This window comes from Bifidobacterium tissieri, from assembly GCF_002259645.1.
GTDB lineage: Bacteria > Actinomycetota > Actinomycetes > Actinomycetales > Bifidobacteriaceae > Galliscardovia > Galliscardovia tissieri.
This window is the reverse complement of the sequence record NZ_MWWV01000002.1, coordinates 13,041-39,240: the sequence shown is the minus strand read 5'-3', so window position 1 is coordinate 39,240 and position 26,200 is coordinate 13,041. Positions and strand designations below refer to the sequence as shown.

The 26,200-nt window shown below is 61.0% G+C and carries 11 protein-coding genes and 1 tRNA gene; 11 read left to right on the top strand and 1 reads right to left on the bottom strand.

Annotated elements, in window-relative coordinates:
- Window positions 1-432: 432 nt before the first annotated feature.
- From BTIS_RS01005 to BTIS_RS00955, 11 genes are all read left to right on the top strand, one after another.
- Entirely contained in the window at window positions 433-5,475 is a 5,043-nt protein-coding gene (locus BTIS_RS01005) for an acyl-CoA dehydratase activase-related protein (RefSeq protein ID WP_094661812.1), read from the top strand.
- Between the two features lie 347 nt (window positions 5,476-5,822).
- Window positions 5,823-6,380: a MarR family winged helix-turn-helix transcriptional regulator gene (locus BTIS_RS01000; protein ID WP_169713036.1), complete on the top strand. Its 558-nt coding sequence runs from the start codon at window positions 5,823-5,825 to the stop codon at window positions 6,378-6,380.
- A 212-nt stretch (window positions 6,381-6,592) separates the two neighbouring features.
- Window positions 6,593-8,377: an ABC transporter ATP-binding protein gene (locus BTIS_RS00995; protein ID WP_245819205.1), complete on the top strand. Its 1,785-nt coding sequence runs from the start codon at window positions 6,593-6,595 to the stop codon at window positions 8,375-8,377.
- Complete coding sequence (locus BTIS_RS00990; RefSeq protein ID WP_094661808.1) at window positions 8,377-10,443, top strand: ABC transporter ATP-binding protein; 2,067 nt, start codon at window positions 8,377-8,379, stop codon at window positions 10,441-10,443. The genes BTIS_RS00995 and BTIS_RS00990 overlap by 1 nt, the downstream gene beginning before the upstream one ends.
- A gap of 787 nt (window positions 10,444-11,230) precedes the next feature.
- A complete protein-coding gene (locus BTIS_RS00985) occupies window positions 11,231-12,007 on the top strand; it encodes a hypothetical protein (protein ID WP_143248828.1) in 777 nt (258 codons plus the stop codon).
- 175 nt (window positions 12,008-12,182) lie between these two features.
- Window positions 12,183-12,752 carry a hypothetical protein gene (locus BTIS_RS00980; protein WP_094661804.1) on the top strand — a complete coding sequence of 190 codons (570 nt, stop codon included), beginning with the start codon at window positions 12,183-12,185 and terminating at the stop codon, window positions 12,750-12,752.
- Between the two features lie 444 nt (window positions 12,753-13,196).
- Window positions 13,197-16,091, top strand: a complete 2,895-nt coding sequence (locus BTIS_RS00975; RefSeq protein ID WP_245819184.1) for an InlB B-repeat-containing protein — start codon at window positions 13,197-13,199, stop codon at window positions 16,089-16,091.
- A gap of 1,809 nt (window positions 16,092-17,900) precedes the next feature.
- The gene (gene ileS / locus BTIS_RS00970) at window positions 17,901-21,215 is read left to right on the top strand and encodes a mupirocin-resistant isoleucine--tRNA ligase (protein ID WP_420807000.1); all 3,315 of its coding nucleotides are present in this window, start codon (window positions 17,901-17,903) and stop codon (window positions 21,213-21,215) included.
- Window positions 21,216-21,586: 371 nt separating this feature from the next.
- On the top strand, window positions 21,587-22,498 hold the full coding sequence (locus tag BTIS_RS00965) for an amidohydrolase family protein (protein WP_094661798.1): 912 nt from the start codon (window positions 21,587-21,589) through the stop codon (window positions 22,496-22,498).
- Between the two features lie 204 nt (window positions 22,499-22,702).
- Window positions 22,703-24,811 (top strand): GTP-binding protein, encoded by a 2,109-nt coding sequence (locus BTIS_RS00960; protein WP_094661796.1) that lies wholly within the window; start codon window positions 22,703-22,705, stop codon window positions 24,809-24,811.
- Between the two features lie 123 nt (window positions 24,812-24,934).
- A tRNA-Ala gene (locus tag BTIS_RS00955) sits at window positions 24,935-25,007 on the top strand.
- Window positions 25,008-25,130: 123 nt separating this feature from the next.
- Here BTIS_RS00955 and BTIS_RS00950 read toward each other — a convergent pair.
- On the bottom strand, window positions 25,131-26,195 hold the full coding sequence (locus tag BTIS_RS00950) for a sensor histidine kinase (RefSeq protein ID WP_094661795.1): 1,065 nt from the start codon (window positions 26,193-26,195) through the stop codon (window positions 25,131-25,133).
- Window positions 26,196-26,200 lie beyond the last annotated feature (5 nt).

Below are 26,200 nucleotides of genomic sequence, written 5' to 3'. Positions count from 1 at the left end.
ACCCGCAGTAGGGGACGCGCTTCGATGCGGCATCCATGTATGGCAAACCCGCACCGAAGGGCGTGCTTCACTGCGTATCCGACGGACATCCGGGACGAACCCGCAGTAGGAGACCCGATCCAGTGCGTATCCGACGCACGCATGCGACCAATTCCGGTTACACACCTCCCGAGACACTCCCAGGTGTGTGGATACGGAACTGCGGGGAATCAGTGATGGCAGAACGAACAACTTTGCGAGGTATGTCGAGAATCATTCGCTGTCGGCTCAAAATACGGGCGTGTAACGGTTTGGTGATCGTCCACGTTCCGTAGTGACGACTACGATACTACAAGGAAATGTGCGAACGCATATGAAGGGTTGCAGCAAAAAACGAAGTGAGCGCGGCCGGGTAGGCGTGAAGAGGCACACGGACGAATTGAAGGAAAAGGTATGCCGGAGTTGAAGACGAACGACTGCATCAGGATCGGTCTGGATATTGGATCGACAACGGTGAAGGCGGTGGTCCTGGATAAGGACGGCGTCCAGACCGAGGAAAACGGGGGAGACGAATCGCCGCTGGCCGCCCCCGGCCAGCACATTCTCTACGCCGACTATCGGCGACATCACGCCAACGTGCGTGCCACGGTGGCCGAACTGCTCACCGACATCCACCATCATCTCGAGGAACTGGGACGCGGCGACGAACCCGTACGCTTGTCCATCACCGGATCCGGTGGCCTTGGCCTCGCCGACAACCTCCACGTGCCGTTCGCACAGGAGGTCATCGCCGAAACCGTGGCGATCGACGCCAAGTATCCGCAGGCCGACGTGATCATCGAACTCGGCGGCGAGGACGCCAAGGTCACGTATCTCAAGCCCACACCCGAACAGCGCATGAACGGTTCATGCGCAGGCGGCACCGGTGCGTTCATCGACCAGATGGCCACACTGCTCGACACCGACGCCACAGGTCTGAACAACATGGCCAAGAACTACGAGACGCTCTACCCGATCGCCTCGCGATGCGGCGTGTTCGCCAAAACCGATCTCCAGCCGCTCATCAACGACGGCGCGGCCAAACCCGACCTCGCCGCATCCATCTTCACGGCCGTGGCCACGCAGACCATCGCCGGCCTGTCCTCCGGACGCCCGATCCGCGGCACCGTGATCTTCCTCGGAGGCCCGCTGTTCTTCCTCTCCGAACTGCGCGAGGCATTCCGCCGGGCGCTCAAGGATCGCGTCAAGGAATTCATCACCCCCGAGGACGCACACCTGTACGTGGCATACGGCGCCGCGCTGCTCGCCGGACAGGAGGACTCCGAACAGAACGAGGAAGGCACCGTCCACTACGAGGCGCGCACGCTCACCGACATCCTCCAGGCGCTGGAAAACCTGAAGAACCTGCCGAGCAACACGCCCACCATGCCTCCGCTGTTCAACACCGAAGAGGATCGCGAACGCTTCAACGAGCGTCACCACCGCGAACACATCCACATCGGCACGCTCGAAGGCGCCCACGGACCGCACTTCCTCGGCATCGACGCGGGCTCCACCACCATCAAGGCCACACTCGTCAACGACGATCGTGAAATCGTCTGGTCCAGCTACGCCAACAACGAAGGCAGCCCGCTGACCGCCGCCGTCAACATCGTCAAGAAAATCCAAAGCGAACTGCCGGACGACGCGTACATCGCCCGTAGCTGCGCCACCGGCTACGGCGAAGGACTGATCACCACCGGCCTGCACCTCGACGAAGGCGTGGTCGAGACCATGGCCCACTATCGCGGTGCGGAAATGGTAAGCCCCGGCGTCACCGCCGTAATCGACATCGGCGGACAGGACATGAAATACCTCGCCATCAACGACGGCGTGATCGACTCGATCGCCGTCAACGAGGCATGCTCGTCCGGCTGCGGATCGTTCCTGCAGACCTTCGCCCAGTCCATGGGACTGAGCATCCAGGAATTCACGCAGAAGGCGCTCGCCTCCGACCACCCGGTCGACCTCGGCTCGCGATGCACCGTGTTCATGAACTCGTCCGTCAAGCAGGCGCAGAAGGAAGGCGCGTCGATCGAAAACATCGCCGCCGGCCTGTGCTACTCCGTCGTGCGCAACGCCCTGTACAAGGTGATCAAGCTGCGTGACGCCGGCGACCTCGGCGACACCGTGGTCGTGCAGGGCGGCACCTTCCTCAATGACGCTGTGCTGCGCGCATTCGAACTGCTCACTGAGCGCGAAGTGACCCGACCAAACATCGCCGGCCTCATGGGTGCGTTCGGCGCCGCCCTCACCGCGCGCATGCACTACAACGACGATGACGATCCGGACAAGCGCTCCTCGATCCTCTCCGGCGACGAACTCGACAACCTGTCGATGACCTCCGAACGTGACGTGTGCAAGCTGTGCCAGAACCACTGCAAGCTCACCATCACCACGTTCGCCGACGGCTCCCGCTACGTGACCGGCAACCGCTGCGAGCGCGGCGGCGACAGCAAACGCAAGCGCAGCGACCGCCCCAACCTGTACGAATACAAGTACAAGCGGTGCTTCGCCTACCGCAGGCTCACCGACAAGAAGGCCACCCGCGGCGAGATCGGCATCCCGCGCGTGCTCAACATGTATGAGAACTACCCGTTCTGGTTCACGTTGCTCACCAGCCTTGGCTTCAAGGTGATGATCTCCGGCCGGTCCAACCACGAACTGTTCGAGACGGGCATCGACTCCATCGCGTCCGAGAACATCTGCTACCCGGCCAAGCTCGTGCACGGCCACATCAAGTGGCTGCTGCACAAGGGCGTCAAGACGATCTTCTACCCGTGCGTGAGCTACGAGGAGAATCTGGTCGAGAACACGGACAACCACTACAATTGCCCGGTCGTGGCCAACTATCCGGTCGTGATCGGTGCGAACATGCCCGAACTGCGCGACCCGTCGATCCGCTACATGCGCCCCTACTTCAACCTCGCCAACCACGACCTCATGGTCGACCGTATCGTCGAGGAGTTCGCGTGGGCCAACGTCACGCGTGAGGAGGCGGAACAGGCCGTCAAGGCGGCGTACGCCGAGGACAAGCTGTTCAAGCACGACGTGCAGCAGGAGGGTCTGCGCGCGCTCGCCTACATGAAGGAGCACAACTGCCGTGGCATCGTGCTCGCCGGACGCCCCTACCACATCGATCCGGAGATCAACCACGGCATTCCCGAGACGATCTGTGCGCTCGGCATGGTCGTGCTGTCCGAGGATTCGATCTGCGAGCTGCAGCCCGGCGAGGACCTGCATCTGAGCGACTATCTCGCCGAGGGGGAGAAGAACCCGCGGACCAAGGACTCCGCCGGATTCCGTCACGTGGGCGACCGCAAGGTCACCCGCATGCCGTTGCGTGTGACCAACCAGTGGGCCTACCATTCGCGTCTGTACGCGGCCGCGAACTTTGTGGCCTCCTACCCGGGACTCGAGCTCGTGCAGCTCAACTCCTTCGGCTGCGGACTTGACGCCATCACCACCGATCAGGTCTCCGAGATCCTCGCGGACAAGGCCGACGTGTATACGCTGCTCAAGATCGACGAGGTGTCGAACCTGGGTGCCGCCAAGATCCGACTGCGCTCGCTCAAGGCCGCCGTGGAGGAGCGTGAGGCCAACAAGAAGCGTGAGGAGCACGCCGCGCAGATCACCGCCGAGCAGGTGCGTCGCGAAACCGAATCCGAGAATCGTCTCGCCGAGGCGCAGGCCCGGTTCGAGGAGGCCAAGGCGCAGCTTGAAGCCGCCCAGGCCGAGGTGGAGGCTACCATGCCGGCCGCCAACCTGGACGCCGGATTCGTGGATAAGCCGTACAGGATCGCGCTTGGCGCGGGTGCTGGTGCTGCCGGAACGGGTGCCGGAGCGCCAGGTGCGGGTGCCGGCACCAGAGCGGGTAGCGCGCCGAAGGGCCGTACCGGCGAATTCCGCCGTACCGGTTCCAAGGCCCCCACGCCCGGCCGTCAGGTGCTGCTCGACGCCGTCATGGACGGCAACCCCAAGGCCAGCACGCAGACCAAGAAGAACGCGCACAACACCGCCACCATGTCGAAGTACGCCAACCGCATCCCCTTCGGCAAGTCCATGAAGAAGGACTACACCATCGTGGCGCCGCAGATGAGCCCCATGCACATGTCGCTCATCGAATCCGTGATCCGTTCCGGCGGCTACAAGTTCGACGTCCTCGAACATGCCAGCCGCGAGGACGTGGAACTCGGCCTCAAGTACGTGAACAACGATGCCTGCTACCCGGCCATCATGGTCGTCGGCCAGCTCGTCAACGCCATCGTCGAAGGCAAGTACGATCCGGACAAGGTGGCGCTCGCCATCACGCAGACCGGTGGTATGTGCCGTGCCACGAACTACTTCGGTCTGATCCGCAAGGCGCTCATCGACGCCGGATACCCGCAGGTGCCGGTGATCGCGCTGAGCACGCAGGGACTCGAATCCAACCCCGGCTTCACGCCGACCCCGGCGCTGCTGCATCGTGCGATCAAGGCGCTGATCGTGGGCGACATGTTCCTCAAGTGCCTGTACCGCGTGCGTCCGTACGAGAAGGTCAAGGGCAGCGCGAACGAGCTGTACCGCATGTGGGACACGATCACCCGCGAGGTGATCGAGCACCATGGGTTCTCGAAGACCGCCAAGGCGAAGATCGGCAAGGGATACCTGCCGTACCCGGTCCTGCTCAAGGAGATCGTCAAGTCGTTCGATGCGCTGCCGTTGCGTGACATTCCGCGCAAGCCGCGCGTGGGCGTGGTGGGCGAGATCCTCGTCAAGTACCATCCCGATGCGAACAACCATGTGGTCGATGTGATCGAATCCCAGGGATGCGAGGCCGTGGTGCCCGGCATCATGGAGTTCATGACCACCCGCCCGTACATCACGGATTGGAACGAGCACAACCTTGGCATGGGCGGCAACCAGAAACTGTATGCGCTCATGCGCTGGGGACTGGATCGCTACCTCAACCCGGTGCGCCGGGCCATCGATCTGGCGCACGGCAAGTTCCAGCAGGATCTGCCGATGGCCGAGCTGGTGAAGAAGGCCGGCGAGGTCACGTCGGTGGGCGTGCAGGCCGGCGAGGGCTGGCTGCTGACCGCCGAGATCCTCGAACTCATTGAGTCCGGCGCGCCGAACGTGGTGTGTGCGCAGCCGTTCGCCTGCCTGCCGAACCACGTGACCGGACGCGGCATGTTCGGCGAGATCCGCCGACAGCACCCCGAGGCGAACATCGTGTCGATCGATTACGATCCGGGCGCTTCGCAGGCGAACCAGCTCAACCGCATCAAGCTCATGATCTCCGCCGCCAAGCAGGCCGAGGCCAAGCGTCAGGCCGCCGAGGCCGCTGGCGTGGATGCGGATGCCGTGGAGAACGACGAGCGCAAACAGGAGCAGGAGCACGGCACGTCGGGCACGGCGGCCGGCAAGGACGGCGGCGACACCCAGTCCACGCCGAGCCTGTCCGAAGCGGCGTGACTTGACCTAACTCCGAGTTCTGTGCGGATTTCAAAGGAGTGCAGACACCAATCTTCGAGTTCTGTGCGTTGCCGGGACGAAAAGCGAAGTATGAGGCTTGCAATATCAAGGGTCGTACTTGGGGTAAGGCAAATTCTCCGCTCAGAACTCGCGGATTGATGTCTGCAAGCCGAATAATCCGCACAGAACTCGGCGATTGCCCTTTCGACACACCGAATTGTTGCATTTGCAACTGTTGTATACGATACGTATTAGAGTGTCTCGTTGCATATACAACATTTCCTATTGCGGATTGACGGCAATGACGAGAAGTCGTCGACCGCGAGGGTGTGAGATCAAGGAGCCGCATGGACAAACGCTTTTTGAGTCTTGAACTGCGCGCCCTATGTAAGTCCGTCGACCGGTATCTCGGTGAGACCATGCCAGAATCGGCCGCGGACGCCACGGGGGGCAATGCGCGCATCATCATGTTCCTCGCCCGCAACCGTGGCACGGACATCTACCAGCACACCATCGAGCAGAAATTCTGTATCACCCGTTCCACGGCGTCGCGGGTGCTGGGACTGATGGAGAAAAAAGGGCTGATCATCCGCGAACCGGTCGCCCACGATGCACGGCTGAAGAAGATCGTGCTGACGGCGAAGGCTGACGCCATCGTCGCCGACCTCAAAGCGAACGGCGAGCGCATGGAACGGCAGCTGGTCGGAGGATTCTCCGAAGAGGAGGAGCGCGCCCTTTACGACTATGTGCGCCGAATGCGCGACAACATCGCCGCGGCGCAGCAACGGTTCGAACGGGGAGAGCACGGCGCGGCCTCGGAGGACCATGACGACGACATCGTGAATCACCGCAATCAGAACAATAAGTACGACATCAAGAAGAACACGAAGGAGGAGAACGCGTGAGCACTACCGCAAACACGAAGACGCGGCCGGCCGATGACGCAGCCGCCACCGAAGCGGCCATCGAAAAGGCGCGCAAGGCCGTTGAACCGGACAAGCCCAAGCATGTGATCCGTACGCTGGGAAGGTCCCTGCGCGAATACCGGAAGCACAGTCTGCTGGCTCCGGTGTTCGTGATCATCGAAAGCGTGCTGGAGATCGTGATCCCCACGATCATGGCGACGCTGATCGATCAGGGCATCACGGGCGGCAGCATGCCCGCCATCATCAAGTTCGGCCTGATTCTGCTGTGCTGTTCGCTGGTTTCGCTGGGTTGCGGCTTCCTTGCCGGAAAGTTCGCCGCCATCGCCGCCGCCGGTTTCGCCAAGAACCTGCGTCATGACCAGTTTGAAAAGGTGCAGGACTTCAGCTTCACCAACATCGACCGGTTCTCCACCGGTTCGATCATCACCAGGCTCACCACCGACGTGACTAATCTGCAGAACGCGTACGCCATGATGATCCGCATGGGCGTGCGTGCGCCGATCATGGTCATCGTCGCGTGGATCTTCTCGTTCCGCATCAGCCCGAGCATCTCCATGGTGTTCCTCGCCTGCATCCCGATTCTCGGACTTGGTCTGTGTGGTCTGGCCGTGCTCGTCCACCCCGTGTTCGAGCGTGTGTTCCACACGTACGATGAGCTGAACAACGTGGTTGACGAGAACCTGCAGGGCATCCGCGTGGTCAAGTCGTACAACCGCGAATCGTTCGAGATCAACAAGTTCGACCGCATCTCCAAGCGCATCTTCAAGGACTTCATCAAGGCCGAGCGCATCATGAGCTTCAACATGCCGCTTATGATGCTCTGCGTCTACGGCTCCATGATCCTCATCTCGTGGATGGGTGCCGTGCAGATCGCTGACTCCGGCAACAACGCCGCACTGGGCTTGACCACCGGTGATCTGACCGCGCTCGTCACCTACGCCATGCAGATCCTCATGGCCATGATGATGCTGTCCATGATCTTCGTCATGGTGATCATCTCGCAGGCGTCCGCCGAACGCATCTGCCAGGTGCTGCAGGAGGAAAGCACCGTGACCGATCCCGACCAGCCCGTCATGACCGTGGCCGACGGTTCGATCAACTTCGACCACGTGACCTTCCGCTACTCCGACAGTTCGGAAAAGCCCGTGCTCGACGACATCGACCTGAACATCCCGTCCGGCGCGACCATCGGCATCGTCGGCGGCACCGGCTCCTCCAAATCCTCGCTTGTTCAGCTCATACCCCGTCTGTACGACGTATCCGCCGGATCCCTGCGGGTCGGCGGTCTCGATGTACGCCGATACGATATTGAAGCCTTGCGCGACCAGGTGGCCATGGTTCTGCAGAAGAACGTGCTGTTCAGCGGCACCATCGCCGAAAACCTGCGCTGGGGCAACCCGAACGCCACCGACGAGGAGCTGCGGCACGCCTGCCAGCTCGCCCAGGCCGACAGCTTCATCCAGGAATTCCCCGACAAGTACGACACGTACATCGAACAGGGCGGTACCAACGTGTCCGGTGGCCAGCGCCAGCGATTGTGCATCGCGCGCGCACTGCTGAAGAAGCCGAAGATCCTCATCCTCGACGACTCCACCAGCGCCGTCGACACCAAGACCGACCGACTCATCCGTGAGGCGTTCCACAACGAGATCCCGGACACCACCAAGATCATCATCGCCCAGCGTGTCTCCTCGGTGCAGGAATCCGACATGATCCTCGTCATGGACTGCGGTCGCATCATGGCACGCGGCACGCATGACGAACTGCTGCTCACCTGCGAGGAATACCGGTCCATCTACGAATCCCAGACCAAGAACCAGGGCCGGCCGGAGGACGTGACGGATGACGCTACCTCGCCGGTCGATCGTTCCGCGGGCAATGCGCTGAACAGCGCCGAAACCGAACTGCCCGAGGAGGAACAGTCATTGGCCCACGAAGTCCACAACGCTCCCACCGCCGAAGGAGGTGCACGATAATGACGGAACAGAACAACCAGACCGCGCAGAACAACCAGGCACAGTCCGCGTCCGCCACCAAGAACGCGTTCGGCAATCGCAAACCCGGCATCGGCAAGCCCGCACCCGGCACCATAAAACGCATCTTCGGATACATTCTGCAATACAAGGTGCACGTGGTCGTCATCGTCGTCTGCATCCTCGTCGGAGCCGCCGCACAGGCAGGATCCGCACTGTTCCTGCAGACCCTCATCGACACGTACATCCTGCCGATGGTCGGCCAGGCCAACCCCGACTGGGGGCCGCTGCTGCGCGCCATCACCCTCATCGGATGCCTGTACGTGGCCGGCATCTTCTGCGGATGGCTTTGGCAGTGGCTCGTCGTCGCCGTCGAACAGGGCACGCTCAAGAAAATCCGAGACGACATGTTCGCCCACCAGCAGCGTCTGCCCATCCGCTACTTCGACACCAACGAACACGGCGACATCATGAGCCGCTACACGAACGACACCGACACGCTGCGACAGGCCATCAGCCAGTCATTCCCGCAGATGTTCGCCGCAGCCATCTCCTCGATCGCGGCCGTCATCTCCATGCTCTGGCTCAGCGTGCCGATCACCGCGTTCGTGCTGCTGTTCACCGTGATGCTGTTCATGATCATCCGTGCGATCGTCGGTCGTGCCGGACGCTACTTCGTCAAGCAGCAGCACTGGCTCGGCGACGTCAACGCGTTCGTCGAGGAATCCGTCAACGGCCAGAAGGTCATCAAGGTGTTCAACCACGAGGACACCACCCAGAAGACCTTCGACCAGAAGAACCAGGAGCTCTTCGAAGCCTCCGCCGAAGCCAATACCTGGGGCAACGTCACCATGCCGGTTGTGGGCAACATGGGCTACATGCTCTACATCCTGCTCGCCATCATCGGCGGAGCCATGGCGCTCGCCGGCGTCGGCAACTTCGGCCTCTCCGGCGCGGGCCCGCTCACGCTCGGCACGCTCATCTCGCTGCTCACGCTCAGCCGCTCGTTCATCAACCCGATCGGGCAGGTCTCCATGCAGCTCAACATGGTGATGATGGCGCTCGCCGGCGCATCGCGCATCTTCCAGCTGATGGACGAGCCGGTCGAAACCGACGGTGGCACCGTGACCCTGGTGAACGTGGAGCTCGGCGAGGACGGCCGCACCATGACCGAGACGGATCGCGAGACCGGCCACTGGGCATGGAAGCGCGAGGAGGGCGACGACGGCACTCGTTCGCTGCGCGCCGCCGAGAAACTGCACGGCAAGGCCCGCGAGGTGGCGGTGAAGGCCCGCGAATCGGCGATCACCTCGCCCGACGGACGCCTCACGCTATTGCGCGGCGACGTGCGCTTCACCAACGTGACGTTCGGCTACAACCCCGACAAGCCCGTGCTGCACGACATCACCTGGTTCGCCAAGCCGGGACAGAAGATCGCGCTCGTCGGTGCCACCGGTGCCGGCAAGACCACCGTGACCAACCTGATCAACCGGTTCTACGACATTCAGGAAGGCCAGATCCTCTACGACGGCATCTCCATCAAGGGCATCCGCAAGCCGGACCTGCGCCGCTCGCTCGGCGTGGTGCTGCAGGACGTGACGCTGTTCACCGGCACCGTGATGGACAACATCCGCTACGGTCGTCTGGATGCCACCGACGAAGAGTGCATCGAGGCGGCGCGACTGGTGAACGCGGACAGTTTCATCCGCATGCTTCCGCAGGGATACCAGACCGTACTCGAGGGTGACGGCAGCGGCCTGTCCCAGGGGCAGCGGCAGCTGATCTCCATCGCGCGAGCCGCCGTGGCCGATCCGCCCGCGTTGATCCTCGACGAGGCGACCTCGTCCATCGACACCCGCACCGAGGAAGTGGTGCAGGCCGGCATGGACAACCTGATGAAGGGGCGTACCGTGTTCGTGATCGCGCATCGCCTCTCCACCGTGCGCAACTCCGACGTGATCATGGTGCTCGATCATGGCAACATCATCGAGCGCGGTTCGCACGACGAGCTCATCGCCCAGAAGGGTGAGTACTACCAGCTGTACACGGGCGCCGTGGAGCTGGATTAGCGGATTAGGGGCGGTTGCGCGACTGTGCGTGATGTCGGTTGCGTGGCTATATGTTGCCCGGTTACGCGTGGTTGCTCGTGGTTGCGCGTGACGATGCAACTGCGTCGTCATCGCGCTGAGATCTCCGCATCCCGGATCAAGGTCCGCATTCTCCGATAGGGGAGTGCGGACCTTTTGATTTTCCCGATCAGTTTTCCAATCGGTTCGACGTCTAAGTGTTCCCCTCGCGTGGGGATGATTCGCAGCGGATATCTTGTGGTGATCAGTCATTTCGGTGTTTCCCCTCTATGCACGGGGATGATTCCGGGCCCACAGCAAAGAATCGAACGACTGTTCAGACAGCGAATTCCAAGATGACATCATCCTCAACCACGGATCATCCCTCTGGGTCAATCAGGACAGCAATCTGGGGCAAGACGGACATATCAGAACTCACCCAACTCCGTTCTGGGTAGAACAGGACAAAGATCTGGGTTTAATAGGACATGATTCGGGGTCAAACCGGACAGGGATCTGGGTCAAACCGGGTCATGACGGATGGCTCTGGGTAAAACCATGTCACTAGCACCCTCTTTTCCACTCCTAAACTAACCGGGTATACCCAGATCAACCGGGTATACCCAGAATAAGAATCCGGGTATATCCAGATCAACCGGGTGGGTGTACGGATGATTCGAGGCCGTTGTCTTGTTGCCGTATCCGAGAGAAAATGAATCCGGAACTCAAACCGGTGTATATGCATGGCATGGGGGCGTATATGGAAGGTGTAAATGGGGATTCACGGACGGTGTCTACTGAGCGACTGAGCCCGATCGAAAATCCAATCTGGCTGACGGGATCGCGCACAACCGCTTTGGAAGTACGCGACCAGATCAAGCGCAAGGAAACCGATAACGAAGCCGGAAGAGTATTCGCGATTCTGGTGGCCGTGGTGGTCGGAGTCCTCGGATTGTTCGGCATATTCAAAGCGCTTGAAGGCACATGGGTGATCGTGTACGGCGAGGGCATTCAGATGGGGGAGATCGATTGGGGGAATATGGCGCTTCCCGGCCTCTTGCTGCTTGTCGCCATCATCGCGGCCGTGTACGCGGTGTATTCGCGGAAACGGTCCAGCAGGGAACCGTCTGCGACGGATGTGTTCGCCGATCCGCATATAGTCGCCGTGAACACCGACGATTTCCGCACTGCGCTGGTGTGGGATGGCGATTGGCATGGTGAGGACAACGTGGAACAGAGTCCGGTGTATCGAATCGTATTCCGCAACGATCTGCCCACTTGCGAGGTCGAGAGCCTGGCGTATGTCAGCGCGGAAGATTGGACGATTCTGACCGGTGAACCCGATCCCATGCCCGGGTGGACGCAGCGACATCGTATGGCGTGGGTTACGCTTCGTGTCGAAGGAGATCGCATTGGCGAGGTCTCGTGGCGGCCTGTCCCCGTTGAGGATGTGCGGAAATGCTTTGAGCGGCGGAATTATAGCTTGTCTCGATTGCGCACCTCGCGTTCTGGGGAATCGTTGCCGGGTTTGGATGATGTCATGAGCGTCGAAGCGCTGTATAAGTAGACGTCGATCGGTCTGGATGCGTATGAGCGGTCTGGAGATATATGCAGATTCATGCGATCTGCGCCGATGACAGGATGGCTTGCAACCGCCCGTGTGAACATGCCGCAGCGTGAATCGGCCCACATACCGTACGCTACGGCTGCGGCTCGGCGTTCCGCGGACTAGGCTGGAAACCATGACAAGCGAACAGCAGACTCCGCGCGACGCGCAGTCGTCGCAGGCATCCGAATCCTCCCACTCCCACCAAGGCCACATCGAACCCGGCCGTCAGAAGGCCACGATGCTTGGTCTCCTTATCGCCTTCGCGATCCGTCGGCAGATTCAGAAGCAATGCCATGCCGACCTGAAGCCCGACAATGTGGAACGGCTCATCGAAGCGGTTGAGGAGGGCGAACTCAATCAGAGCATTATTCGCATATTGCGCAACGTGTCGCAGGAGGTTGAACCGGTGCCTGCCGCGTTGGCCATGTTGCTGACGCATGAGGATCCGACGAACAAGCCGTTTGAGCTTCACGAGGAGCTTGCCACGGAGGATGAGAAGTCTCTGGCTGTCGGCTTCTGCGTACGCATGAACGTGGCGCTTCACGGCACTGAAAAGGATGAGGAGCGTGAACTGATTCACAAGCAGCTGACCGGCGAGCACGCCGCATCCCACCGTTGCGAGATCATCTTCCACACGCTGTCCACCATCCGCGACCTGCTCAAACTGCAGGAGGAGATCGACCGTCGTCGCGCGGCCGCCTGATGCCCCTGCCTTTGGGCTTCCCCGTTTGCGTGCTGTTGCAGTCTGCTTCCCGCCTATCTTCGCCTATCTTCAAGTTCTGAAGTAATTTCGGCGTCATACAGCCATCAATCTCCGAGTTCTGAAGTCTCCGGGAAAGAGTTTCGGGGTATGGACGTTGGAATTCCAACGCCCATACCGCGTTATTGGTCGTGATCAACTTCAGAACTTGGAGATTGACGTCTGCAGGATATGGAAAATACTTCAGAAATTGAAGATTGGTCTATGATCGTCACTCGACTTAATGATGTACCCCCGTATGTAGTCCCATACGCGTATGGTGGAGATTGGTTCTCATCAGAGGACGGTACCAGTACAACGGTCTGCCGGTACGACCCGATGCAATGACGCAATGAAGCAGTACCCCCGTCCATCGAGTCAGCCTCGGCATATGAAGAAGGAAGATTCATGGCCATATCTCGCCATAGACGCATCGGGGATATCGATAATCGCAGTAAACGCAATATCAGTGGGGGAGACCGCTCCGGCCGCTCCGGACGTCGTATCGCAGGTGTCGCGGCCGCAGTCGTGGCATCGATTGCCATGCTGATCGCCCCTGTGGCATCGGCTGCGGAAGGAACCGCATCCACGCTCAACCCCACAACCACCTACACAGCCGGCAACGGCATGACATTCAGTAAGATCTCGCACGCCGGCTCCGGTGTGGAAACCAACGACGGCATTGTCGACTATGCCGGTAACGGTTTGGTCAAACCGTATGAGCAGGGTGTGAGCGCCGAGGGCAATGGCGCCCGAGGCCAGTCATACAGTTACGCATCCGCCGTCTACGGCGACTGGGTGTATATCAACACCATGTACGGTGGTCTGGGCATTTCCACCATTCTCAATTACAGCGTGCCGGGCATGTCCGCGGAGGCGATGAAAGCCGCCATGGACACCATGTACAACGGCAACCTGTACTTCGGAGAGCCCGACGGCGTGCAATCGGGCGGGATCCTTGTCAAGGTGAACGTGAAGACCGGCGAGACGAAGGTTCTTATGTCGCGCGAAACCGGTGTCATGCCCACGTTCCGCGACGCGCTCGTGCTTGACGGCAAGATCTACTTCGTGGGCATGGTGGTCGATACCATGCACCTCAACCAGCGTGAACTCGCCACTGCGCTGTCCGTGCAGAACGGTTTCCCGGTGATCTACCAGATCGATCCGGAAAACAACGACAAGATCACCTGCGTGTACGATGCGCTGGGCATCCTGTCCGATGACAAGACGACCAGCGAGCAGGGCAAGGCCCGCTTCGACAAACTGGTGGCCGACAACGTGTTCACATCCACCCGCGCGATCGGTGATTTCAACGGCACGCTTATCGCCGGCGCGCTCGATAACAACGGCGTGTTCCTCACCGCCTCCAAGGATCCGTCCGCAGGCAAGGACTCATTCAAGACCATCGCCACCATGGATGATTTCGGCGGTGAGCCAGCCTGGCATCGTACCGATGTCAACGGGGGCGGCGGAATCTACCAGGTGATTGAATTCAACGGTCAGCTCTATGTGGTGGTGTGCACTGGCACACCCGCCAATCAGAACACGCAGGGCACCAAGAAGGCGTTCGCCATCTGGCGTGGAACCGTGAACGGTGATCCGACCGAACGTTCCAGCTGGACGTGGAGTCGCGTGGTGGGCGACACTACACAGGGCGCCAAGTACACGTATGGCATCGACCCGTCGCGCATCAGCGCCGGCGCGGCAACGCTCGTCAAATACAAGAACCACCTGTACATCGGCGACTACAACGACGTGTCCAGCGCATTGCAGGGCTTTGTACTGCAGAAGAACTTCGTGACGCAGGCCACCAACCTCGAGCAGTCCATCAACCTGTATCGTATGGATGCCAACGAGAACATCGAACTCGTGGTAGGCGACCCGACCGACATGTTCCCCGAGGGCGGCATCTCCGGCAAGGGCACCGGATACGACACCCACATGAACCAGTACACGTGGCAGGCAACCGTCTACGAAGACAAGTTGTATATCGGCACGATGGACACGACGACGCTACTCGAACCGATCGCCCAGTTCACCAACGGCGATCTGATCCACATGACGCCGGAGGAGTGGAAGAGTCAGATCAACTATCTGCGTGTGTTCCTTGAACTGCTGATCAAGGATGCCACCAATTCCGACGGTTCAGCCAGCCCCGACGATTCCGGCAACGATTCGGGCGCGGCCGGTGCGGCAACGTTCTCCGCCAGAACCCCCGACACCGTATCCGCAGACGCATCCGATCTCGTCAAGCAGGCAGTGGAACAGGCGTCTGAGCGCAAGGCACAGACCATGCCACAGACGATGAGTGCGGATTCCGGCAGCAACGCCAATACATCCGACGCCAAGGTCAGCCTTACAGACGACCAGAGGGTCAAGCTCGTTGCCGGAATCAACGATGGCACCATCGTCCCCGGATCCATCACCGACAACGCGTTCGCCGATCGACTCAACGATCTCAACAACCAGCTCAACACGCTCGACACCCTGATCGGTGCCAAGGCGTCCGATGGTCAGAGCTTCCGCGAGGCATATGATCAGCTGCTCGACGAATACGGTAAGCTTGCCGTTCCCGACAATCTGAAGCCCCTGTACGACATGCTGCTCAAGCTCACCACCAAGGATAATCTTGAGGCCTATGCCAGGTCGTACAAGTATCTGAAGACCTCCAAGCGCGGCTTTGACCTGTATACCGTCACCGATAGCAACGGCAAGGTGAGCGTGCAGACCCTGACCGACAACGGCTTTGGAGACCGGTACAACCATGGTCTGCGTATCTTCGCCAAGACCAGCGACTATCTGCTGATCGGCACAGCCAATCCGTTCTACGGCACCCAGCTGTGGCGCACGCCCAACACGCAGAAGGTGAAGTATGCGGTCAAGGTGAGCGGTGACGGCAACGGCACGGCATCCGCGAACGTTGCCACCGCTGCTCAGGGCGATCAGGTGACACTCACCGTCACGCCGAACGACGGTTACCGTTTCAAGGAGTGGAAGGTGCTCTACGGCGGTGTCACGGTCAAGGACAACACGTTCGCCATGACCAACAAGGACGTGTCCATCCAGGCCGTGTTCGAGAAGGACGACGGTACGGCCGCCTCGCAGCCGGGCGACACCAATAACGCCGGCACCCAGACGGGAACTGGCAAGACGATCGACACGACGAAGACTACGACCAACGCCAAGAAGACACCGAAACTGTCCGCCACTGGCACGGCCATCGTCGGCGCGGCGGTCTTCGCGGCGCTCGCCCTCGTGGCCGGTGGCGCGTTCGTGCTCAACCGGCGCAAGGCTCAGCGCTGAGCATGGCGTTGGCTGCGATACGCTGACTGCATGACCGCATGACCGTTTGACCGTTAACGGTCAAACGGATCGAGGCAGATCGCGTTACCGCGCATGCCATGGTCGTCTTCGGACATCCTCGGAGGTGTTCCGAAGACGACCATGTTTTATATGGGCGAGGTCTTCCTGTTATGCGTATCATGCATTCATACGACGCCTCTGCAGTGGAAAGGCATTGATTCTTTACACCGGTATGGAGTCGTCATTTCTGCTCTCATGAACAGTAGATTTTTGTTTTGAGGCAATGTGACGAGTAGATTTCTTATTTCACGCTTCTCATCCTACTGGTCCAATCCTCGTAGTGGGGAGTGTCTCGGTAGGTGTGTGATTGGTTTTGGCTGCCATTGGTTGTGATGTCGTCGGGAAGTGGTCTGGGAGTAGGGGAGATGGGATTCGGGCTCGGGGAGAGTGATCGGTTGTGGCAGGTGTCTGGTTGCGCTTCTGGGAGGGGGCTTCTGGGGGTGGATTCGGGATGGCAGGTTCCAGTGATTGTGGTGGCAGGCAACGAGATATGGGCGGTTGCTGTCATTCCCTGCCAAAGGGCGTGGCAGGGAATGACGATACGAGGTTTTCCGTCGTTTCCTGCCGCGAAATTCCGTCCTATTCGCGCGTAAATCCAGTGAATATGGCGTGAATTCCGTCGTTTTCTCGGTCCTGGGCGTGATAACGGGGTGACGGCCGTGGCAGGGAACGTCGCTGGAACCGGTTTCGTATGTTCCTTGCCGGACGATCGTGGCAGGGAACGCGCAAAACGCCCTGCTGGTCATTGTGTGGCAGGAAATCGTGGCAGGGAGCGTCGATTTGGGCGATCTTGTCATTCTTTGCCGTGACCCGTGGCAGGGAATGACCCGTGTGGAGGTTTCGCCATTCCGTGCCACGGCTCGTGGCAGAGAATGCGCCGATCTACTATTTGTCCGTTCCGTGCCACTTGGTTGTCTGCCACTTGGTTGTCTGCCATCTGGTCGTCCGCCGCCTGGCTGCCCGTTCCGCATTATTCGGCAAATCGGATGCTGTGAAGGGCTATGCTGTAGGAGATCATGAAATCTACTGCATGAGTTTGCATCGGGTGAGCGTTTTTCTCATGACGCTGTATGCCAAAACAGCTAAAGAACATGGCAGGTCTTTATTGCTTTCGACAAACGGGGTTCGTACTAAGAGACGCAACGAATCGTCGATGATCACATAATCTGCATACTAAATTCTGCATACTAAATACTGGTAAGCGCTCGTTGTGCGGTACAAGATGGAACATGGTCGAGGAAGAGATAGAGCTGTAAATTCGATAGTGAAAACGGTCCATCTCAGAGTAGCTTGCTGAGTGAAAAAGTATTGCTGAGAATCATTCTCAGTGCCATTTTCGTCTATGAATGAATAAAACGTAGCTTTACCAGACGATGTCGTGCGGGTCACATTTCCTGGATGCGCGCGACATGCGTCCGCGTGGCGGTGTTATCATGTGACATGGTAAGCATCGATCCGTCATCAGCGGGGAGCTTCCGGAAGAACGGTCGCACGTCGCCCAAGTCCAATGTGGATATGCGTGGCGCGGCTTATTAGAACCGGCGGGTGGGCCCGACACAGCCCTAGACAAGCGGTCGCATCACCGTTCCACGAGGTTTTGGAACACCGGTGCGGCAAGCGAGGTGGTACCGCGGTCGGTACGCGCCGCGACGAATGGCGGATGTGCCCGGGCATGTTCGTGATCATCGTGGAACGCCGGTCGTCCTCGTAGCAGTAGTAATGGTGACACTGTGAATGAGGAGACCAGCGGTGAGCAACAAGTTCCCGAAGGCCGCAGCCGACTCCAGTCTGGAGCATGTGGCCCCGAATCCCAGCTTCCCCGATCTCGAGGTGAAGACCCTCGACTATTGGGACAAGGACGATACCTTCCAGAAGTCCGTTGAACGCAATCCTTCCGGCGACCACAGCCAGAATGAGTTCGTGTTCTTCGACGGCCCTCCGTTCGCCAACGGCCTGCCGCACTACGGCCACCTGCTGACCGGCTACGCCAAGGACGTGATCCCGCGCTACCAGACCATGAAGGGCCGCAAGGTCAATCGTGTGTTCGGCTGGGACACCCACGGTCTGCCCGCCGAGCTTGAGGCGCAGAAGGAGCTCGGCATCGACTCGGTCGATCAGATCGAGAAGATGGGCATCGACAAGTTCAACGACGCCTGCCGTGCATCCGTGCTCAAGTACACGCGCGAATGGCAGGATTACGTGCATCGTCAGGCCCGCTGGGTGGACTTCGAGCACGGCTACAAGACCCTGAACATCCCGTACATGGAGTCGGTGATGTGGGCGTTCAAGCAGCTGTACGAGAAGGGCCTCGCCTACCAGGGCTACCGTGTGCTGCCGTACTGCCCCAAGGATCGCACGCCGCTGTCCGCGCACGAGCTGCGCATGGACGCCGACGTGTATCAGGACCGTCAGGACACCACCGTGTCCGTGGCCGTCAAGCTGCGCGATGAGGACGCCTACGCCGTCTTCTGGACCACCACGCCGTGGACCGTGCCCACCAACTTCGCCATCGTGGTCGGCGCCGACATCGACTACGTCGAGGTCAAGCCCATCGAAGGCAAGTTCGCCGGCAAGAAGTTCTACTTCGGCAAGGCCCTACTGCCGCACTACGAGAAGGAGCTCGGCGAGAACTACGAGATCGTCCGCGAGCTCAAGGGCGCCGAGATGGAGGGCTGGCGCTACTGGCCGGTGTTCCCGTACTTCGCCGGTGACGAGGCCGAATCCGAAGGCCACGTGCCCGGTCCGCAGGGATACACGATCTTCACCGCCGACTACGTCGACACCGTCGAAGGTACCGGTCTGGTCCACCAGGCCCCCTACGGCGAGGACGATATGAACACGCTTAACGCCAAGGGCATCAAGAGCACCGACGTGCTCGATGCCGGCTGCCGCTTCACCTCGCAGTGCCCCGAATACGAGGGCATGTTCGTGTTCGACGCCAACCTGCCGATCCTGCGCAACCTGCGTGCCGGAGACGGCCCGCTCGCCCAGATCGACGAGGACAAGCGCGCCATCCTCTTCCAGGAGAAGAGCTACGTGCACTCCTACCCGCACTGCTGGCGTTGCGCCACGCCGCTGATCTACAAGCCGGTGAGCTCTTGGTTCGTGTCCGTGACCAAGATCAAGCCGCGCCTGCTCGAGCTCAACCAGGAGATCAACTGGATCCCGGAGAACGTGAAGGACGGCCAGTTCGGCAAGTGGCTCGCCAACGCGCGCGACTGGTCCATTTCCCGCAACCGCTTCTGGGGTTCCCCGATCCCGGTGTGGGTGAGCGACGATCCGAAGTACCCGCGTGTGGACGTGTACGGCTCCCTTGAGGAGCTCAAGGCCGACTTCGGCGACTACCCGCGCGACAAGGACGGCAACATCAACATGCACCGTCCGTGGATCGACAACCTGACCCGTGTGAACCCGGACGACCCGACCGGCAAGAGCCACATGCACCGCATCTCCGACGTGCTCGACTGCTGGTTCGAGTCCGGTTCCATGTCGTTTGCGCAGTTCCACTACCCGTTCGAGAACAAGGAGAAGTTCGAGCAGCACTTCCCGGCCGACTACATCGTCGAATACATCGGCCAGACGCGCGGCTGGTTCTACCTGCTGCACGTGATGGCCACGGCCCTGTTCGACCGTCCGGCGTTCAAGAACGTGATCTGCCACGGCATCGTGCTCGGTTCCGACGGCCAGAAGATGTCGAAGCATCTGCGCAACTACCCGGACGTCAACGGCGTGTTCGACAAGTACGGTTCCGACGCCATGCGCTGGTTCCTCATGTCGTCCCCGATTCTGCGTGGCGGCAACCTGATCGTCACGTCCGAGGGCATTCGCGACACCGTGCGTCAGATCATGCTGCCGCTGTGGAGCTCCTACTACTTCTTCACGCTGTACGCCAACGCGGCGAACAAGGGCGAGGGCTTCGACGCCCGTGCGATCACCGCCGACGAGGTGGCCGCACTGCCGGAGATGGACCGCTACCTGCTGGCCCGTCTGCGCAAGCTGGTCGCCAACGTGCAGAAGTCGCTCGACGAGTTCGCCATCTCCGACGCATGCGACGAGGTGGGCGATTTCATCGACGTGCTCACCAACTGGTACATCCGCAACACCCGTGACCGCTTCTGGCAGGAGGACGCCAACGCGTTCAACACCCTGTACACCGCGCTCGAGGTGCTGTGCCGCGTGATGGCCCCGCTCGCTCCGATGGAGACCGAGACGATCTGGCGCGGTCTGACCGGCGGCGAATCCGTGCACCTGGCCGAGTGGCCGTTCCTCGCCGACGAGAAGACCGGCGAGCCGACCGAGCTCGGCAACACCCTCAAGGCCGACGATGCACTGGTCGACGCCATGGAGAAGGTGCGCGAGGTCGTCTCCGGCACGCTGTCGCTGCGCAAGGCCCAGCAGATCCGCGTGCGCCAGCCGCTCGCTAAGCTCACCGTCGTGGTGGAGGACGCCGACGCGGTCAAGGCGTACGCCGAGATCCTCAAGTCCGAGCTCAACGTCAAGGACATCGAGTTCTGCACCATGGAGGATGCCGCATCCCAGGGTCTCAAGATCGTCCACGAGCTCAAGGTGAACGCCCGTGTGGCCGGCAAGCGTCTGCGCAAGGACGTCCAGTTCGCCATCAAGGCATCCAAGACCGGTGCCTGGCATGTCGGCGAGGACGGCGCTCCCGTGGCCGAGACTCCGAACGGTGAGATCGCACTCGTCGAGGGCGAGTACGAGCTGATCAACCGTGTGGAGGAGGAGAACGCGCATGAGGCCGCCAACTCCGTGTCCGCCGCACTGCCGACCGGTGGCTTTGTGATCCTCGACACCGAGCTGAACGACGACCTGATCGCCGAGGGTTACGCCCGCGACGTGATCCGCGCCGTGCAGGACGCCCGTAAGGACGCCGGACTCGACATCGCCGATCGCATCGCGCTGAAGCTGGTCGTGCCCGCCGCCGACGCCCCCAAGGCCGAGCAGTTCCGCGACCTGATCGCCGCGGAGACCCTGGCTGAGGCCGGTGTGGAGATCACCGCCGACGCCGATGCCAAGGAGCTCGGCGTGACCGTCGCCAAGGCGTGACGACAACGCATGATATCGGGCGCATGACGTTCGTGATCGCATGACGCGACGCCCCTACACGGTGGCCCCGCGGTTCGGTTTTGGACCGCGGGCCACCGTTCGTTATTGCGGTTATTGCGCGGTTGCTGTGCGTTATCGAGACGGTATTGTGCGTTGGCGTCGAAGGCGCCTGCGAGTTGTGAACCGGCATTGAACGAGACATCACCATTGTCTATAACGCCGGTGTTCGGAATGTGAGGTTCCGCCCATTTGCAACACCCTGATCTGAATACCATTGCCTGCAATGCAACCGCAATGCCGAATCCCAGGCCATACGGGCCACACGGGCTGCACAGGCCACACGGGATCGAAAACGAGATTGGGGGATCTCCATGACAAGCGCATCGTCGAACAACAAGACACAGTCCGCACATTCCGCGAAATCCGCCGCATCCGCGAACGGCAATTATGACAATGATGACTTCGGTCCCGTCATCGACTTCCGTCTACGCCCGTTCTCCGAACACTACGATGCCGGGTTCTCCGAGACGATGGTTCGCCGGTTCTTCTCCGGATTCGGATACGACATCACCGCGGCGGCGATCGACCGCGGTTACGAATCCCTGCGCACCGAGCTCGACGAAGCCCATGTGGTCAAGGCCGTGCTGCCCGGGCGCAAGGTGTACAACACCACGAACGCCGAACTGTTCGACTATGCGGCCCGCGATCCGCAGCGGTTTCTCGTGTTCCCGTTCCTCGACGTGGCGAATCCTCAGGAGGCGTTGGACGTGATCGAGCGGGACGTTGTGGCGCGCGGTGCCAAGGGGGTGTCCATCGAGCCGCTTGGCGGCAATGACGTGCGGTTCGACGACGAACGCGTCTTCCCGATCTATGAGCGTCTGCAGGAACTCGGTCTTCCGGTCCTGGCGACGGTCAGTGCGTTCGCCAGCGATCTTATCGATCCAACCATTCCGCGTCAGGTCCACCGCGTGGTCACCACGTTCCCGAAGCTTATCTTCGTCGCCGCGCATGCCGGATGGCCGTGGGTGGCGGAAATGGTGCCGATCGCGTTCATGAACACGAACCTGTATCTGCTGGCCGACTTCGAGGGCACGCGTGGCAACGCCTCTCCGGAGCTTCGCCAGGCGGCGGAGCGCATGGTCCCCGATCAGGTGCTGTTCGGCTCGTCGTTCCCGTTGGGTCCGATTGCCCAAGGGGTGCAGAACATTCGCGATTGGCATCTGCATCCGGAGGAGGAGCGCAAGGTGCTGTACGGCACCGCTGCGAAGATCCTCGGTTTGTGACAGGAGCCGTCGGCGGTCGATACGGCGGCGGGCGTCGTCGATGTCTCAGCTCAATCCATACCGTCCCGTGCGCGCGCCGCGGTGCACGGGTGCCGGTACTGTCGAATGATGGCGATTTGCGGTGGCCCCCGTGTCATCCCGTGAAATCCGCCATCATGTGAGCCATCATGTGACATGAATCCGACTGAGCGCGCCGAGGTGACGATGAAACAGGTTGTGGTGGGCATCCTCGCCCATGTGGATGCAGGCAAGACCACGCTGTCCGAAGGACTGCTCTACCGGTCCGGTCAGATCCGCTCGCTCGGTCGCGTGGACCACGGCGACGCGTTCCTCGACACCGATGCCATGGAGAAGCAGCGCGGCATTACGATCTTCTCCAAGCAGGCGGTGATCGACCTCGACGATCTGCGTATCACCTTGCTCGACACCCCCGGCCACGTCGACTTCTCCGCCGAAATGGAACGCACCCTACGTGTACTCGACTATGCGATTCTGGTGATCGGCGCCTCCGATGGCGTGCGCGGCTACACGGAAACGCTGTGGCGTCTGCTGGCACGGTACGGTGTACCCACATTCGTATTCGTCAACAAGATGGACGCCGTGGGCGCGGACGGCAAGGCCGTGCTGGAGCAGATGCGCGCCCGGTTCTCCGACGCCTGCGTGCCGTTCGACGGGTTGAGCGGCGTCGATGATGCCTCTGCCACCATTGCGACGTCCGAGTCATCGACCCTGTCCGATTCCCACGATCCGTCCGATCTTCCCAATCTGCCCGATGACGTTCTGGAGACCATGGCCACGCAGGACGAATCGGCCATGGACGAGTTCCTCGACCGGGGAAGGCTGACCGTCGAGACCGTTCGTCGACTGATCGCCGAACGCAAGGTGTTTCCCTGCTATTTCGGATCGGCGTTGAAACTGCAGGGCGTCGACGAATTCCTTCATGGATTGCGTGCGCTGGTCCGTCAACCCGATCATGGCGACGAGTTCGGTGCGCGTGTGTTCAAGATTTCGCACGACAAGCAGGGCGGACGGCTGACGTGGATGAAGGTGACCGGCGGCACGCTGCCGGTCAAAAGCGTGCTGACCAACGAGCGGAGTGCGTCGGCCGACGGTGGGGAAACGGCTCCGGCTCCGTCGGCGTCCCCGGCATCGTCGGCGGTGCCCTCCGATTCGATCTGGCATGAGAAGGCCGATCAGGTGCGTGTGTACTCGGGGGCCCGATTCACGCTCGTCGACGAGGCCCATGCCGGTGCCGTGGTGGCGGTGACCGGCCCGACGAGCACCTTCCCCGGCGAAGGATTGGGAGTGGAGCCGGACGCCGGCGAACCCGCGCTTGAACCGGTGCTGACCTACACCGTGCTGCCCGGCGACAACGACGTGCACAAGGTCCTCTCCGCATTGCGCGAGCTCGACGACGAGGATCCGTTGCTGCACGTCACCTGGCAGGAACGGTTGCAGGAGATCCACGTGCAGCTCATGGGTGCCGTGCAGCTGGAGATCATCCGGCAGATCATGCACGACCGGTTCGCGCTCGACATCGATTTCGGTCCCGGCGGCATCCTCTACAAGGAGACGATCACCGAGCCCATCGAAGGCGTGGGCCACTTCGAACCGTTGCGCCACTATGCCGAAGTGCACCTGATGCTCGAACCGGCTCCGGCCGGCAGCGGGCTCACGTTCGGCTCCGATTGCAGTCTGGACATCCTCGACCGCAACTGGCAGCGTCTGGTGCTCACCCATCTGGGGGAGAAGGAGCATCTCGGCGTGCTAGCCGGCTTCCCGATCACCGACATGCGCATCACGCTGATCAACGGGCGAGCGCATGAGAAGCACACCGAAGGCGGCGATTTCCGTCAGTCCACGTATCGTGCGGTCCGTCAGGGACTGATGAAGGCGAAGTGCGACGGACACTGCCGACTGCTGGAGCCGTGGTACGACTTCCGTCTCGAGGTGCCGCAGGACATGATCGGCCGTGCCATGGCCGACGTGCAGCGCATGAGCGGCGAATTCGACCCACCGTCGAACGACGGGGAGTATGCGGTGCTGTCCGGCACGGCACCGGTTTCCGAAATGCGCGACTATGCGATGGACGTCAACGCGTACACGCACGGTCAGGGGCAGATCAGCTGCACATTCGGCGGATACCGTCCCTGCCATAACGCCGACGAGGTGATCGAATCAGCCGACTATGATCCCGAATCCGATCTGGAGAACACGCCCGACTCGGTGTTCTGCGCGCACGGGGCCGGATATCCGGTCAAGTGGAGTGATGTCGACGCGCACGCGCATCTCGAACTGCGTCCGATTCGATAGTCGACACAACGTCGGTGCAATGAGACACGCCGATGGTTGCATGAAGTACGGTATACGCGTACTATGTCTCAAGTCCGAACGAGACCAGTCAGATTGCCATCGCGGTGATGGTGATCAGCTGACGGGGCTATGGCGCAGCTGGTAGCGCATCTCCATGGCATGGAGGGGGTCGGGGGTTCGAATCCCCCTAGCTCCACGGATAAAGGTCCGGGATCCGAATGGGTCACGGACCTTTTGCAATTTTCGGCGGCTCACCGATTGGCTCACTCGACGCGGCCGGCGTGCCGAATCAGCGTGTCACGAACGTCATCATGACGTATCACGCCACCGGCAGCGTGATTCGCATCGTGGTGCCTTGCGATGACGAGGACTCCACATCAATCCAGCCGTGATAGCGGGACACCACGTCACGTGCCAACGCAAGCCCAAGCCCATACCCCTGATGCGCAGTGCCGTCATCCGCCCGCGCGAACCGCTGAAACAGTCGTTCCGGATCGTCGCCGATGCCGCTGCCCTGATCGCTCACCAGAATCACCGCCTGACGCTTGCCCGCACGCAACGACTCGCCGGTCGTATACGCATTTACGCGAACGTGCGAGTCGGCGGGGGAGTGTGCGATCGCATTGTCGAGCACGGCCACCATGCATCGCACCAGGCCAAACCGTCCGCCCAGCACCGTGATCGCCGTGGCATCGTTGCAGTCGACCGTCACCTGCTTGCTGCGGGCCAGCAGATCCACCGTCGACATGGCCTCGTCGATCACCTCGCCCAATGCAACCGGTTCGGGTTTTTGCGCCCCCTGCGCCGCCAGCAGCAGGTCGTTGATGATGTCGTTCATCCGATCCACATCGTCACGCAACTGTTTCACGGCATCGTCGATCGGCATGCCGCGCGACTGGCGGTATTCGACCAGATCGGTCTGCAGACTGATCACCGTCAGCGGCGTCTTCAGTTCATGACTGGCGTCGGCGACGAAATTCTTCTGCAATCGCAGCGCCTCGTGCAACGGCGCCAACTCGCGCTGCGAAAAATACCAGCCGACCAACGCCGTGGCCACGATGATACCCAGCGAAAACAGCACGATGAACGCCAACGCCTTCTTCTGATCGATCACCCACGTGCCAACCGATGACGCCGCCGCGTTCACATCGTTCGGATCGATGCCGCGCTCGCTGAACTCGTGCCGGGAACCGAGCAGCACACCGGCGATCAGGCATCCGCTGCCGATCAGCGTGATCACGGTCATGGCCAGCGTCATGCGCAGACTGATGCTGGCCGCCGCCCGATCACCGAGCACACGTGCCACGATCGTTGCCGCGGCATGGATGAGACGGTTCGGTTTGGAAGACGCCGGAGCGGTTGTCGATGTCGTATCGTGACCCATGAATT